At 34.6% G+C, this 1578-nt stretch carries 2 protein-coding genes; one reads left to right on the top strand and one right to left on the bottom strand.

The features are described from left to right. On the bottom strand, positions 1 to 623 hold a 623-nt coding region (locus AMDU4_RS07855), incomplete at its 3' end, for a glycosyltransferase (RefSeq protein WP_290704621.1). Between the two features lie 236 nt (positions 624 to 859). Between AMDU4_RS07855 and AMDU4_RS07850 the strand changes: the two genes are divergently transcribed. After that, positions 860 to 1207, top strand: a complete 348-nt coding sequence (locus tag AMDU4_RS07850) for a DUF4870 domain-containing protein (protein WP_021787450.1) — start codon at positions 860 to 862, stop codon at positions 1205 to 1207. Positions 1208 to 1578 lie beyond the last annotated feature (371 nt).

Below are 1578 nucleotides of genomic sequence, written 5' to 3'. Positions count from 1 at the left end.
TCTGATGTCATGAATGGCTTGACAACATCTGTCTTGTAAAGGGCGCATCTGCCATCCAGCACATATAAATTTCCGTGTCTTGACATGGATTTGGATATCATTTCTGTAAGCCTTTCAATAAATTCCGAAGCATATGAAATATATGTACCATCGTTTTTTATGTGTATATTCACACCTACACCGGCAATTCCCGGTGCAAAGTATGTGAGCATGCTTTTCAGTGTGTTTGCAGGTATTATCGTATCGCTGTCAACAAACATTACATATTTTGTGGACGCATACTTTATTCCCTGCACCAGTGCATTCTTTTTACCTCCATTTTTGCTCAGGTATATGAATTTACCACCATTTTCTTCTGTTATAGTTTTATATGGCTCAAGGCTGGAATCTCCCACAACAATAAAATCTGCTCCCTGCAACTTAAGTGAGACTATGGCCTTTCTAAAAACCTCAGTGTCTTCATTATATACAGGCATTATAATTGTGGTTTCCGAGGGATAAACATCTGAAACTGTGTCTCCCTTTATGTAATATGTGGAATAATATGCATTGAGGATATAATAGACAAAAGATATTATAGAAACTGCCAACAAAGCCAGATATATAATCAGGAAGTCTTTCACACATACAAATGCTTTACCTATAAATAAATATTTTTATAGTCTACGCTAAATAACGAAATCGTTCTAGTGAAGCACATGATAAAAAAATCACGTCTGACAAATATAATCTACTTATTCCTTGCAGCATAATATTTAAGCCACAGATATTTAAAAAAATAACTCCATCTACATAGATATGATAATTAATGTCGGACGTGTATATCAATATTTAAATAATAATATTGATATATACCTCCATGGAAAATAAAGATAATAAAATAATGTTTATCGTTTCTTATATAATTCCTCTAATAACAGGATTGATAGTTTACGTTTTATATGGAAATACGGACAGGAGACTTAAATTCCACAGTATACAGGCAATTTTACTCGGAATATGTTATATTATAGCAATCATAGTATTCACAATTATTAATCTGTTTACCGTTGGAGATGCAGGAAGAATACTATCAATAATATTTAATTTAATACTTCTATTAGTATGGCTTTATGGCATCTATATAGGCTACAGGGCTTCTAAGGGCATGGAGGCAAATATTCCTCTTTTATCCGATTATGCGACAACACTCTCTGGAAATAAATAAATATTTTATCTACAACAATAAAGAAATAATTTTATTTTACAACTAAATGGGAAAGAAACCCACTGAGCTTACGATGTGGATGAATTGCGAAACGATTATACTGATCCTTAAAATGGGAAGTCAGAAGGTAATCCATCGGATAAGTCCTGAAAATGGCATGATGGAGATTTCTTCTGTAAAATCCTCTATAAGAGGTTGGGAACGCCTCTGTGTTCCAATTAGGCATAATACAGGTAAAGGCGTATTCCAATTGCACGTAGACAGGGATACATGCAAGGNGAGCACTGATACCCCTAAAGAGGCAACACTGTAATCGGCAGTGACCTTAAGACTTAGTGATAAGTTCTGGCAAAACCGTCCCGACCGTGAGG

The sequence above is a fragment of the Ferroplasma sp. Type II genome (assembly GCF_000496155.1).
This window is presented reverse-complemented; position numbering and strand designations above follow the sequence as displayed.

Coding starts and splice junctions, on each gene's coding strand:
- AMDU4_RS07850 (WP_021787450.1), top strand. CDS start 860: ATGGAAAATAAAGATAATAAAATAATGTTTATCGTTTCTTATATAATT.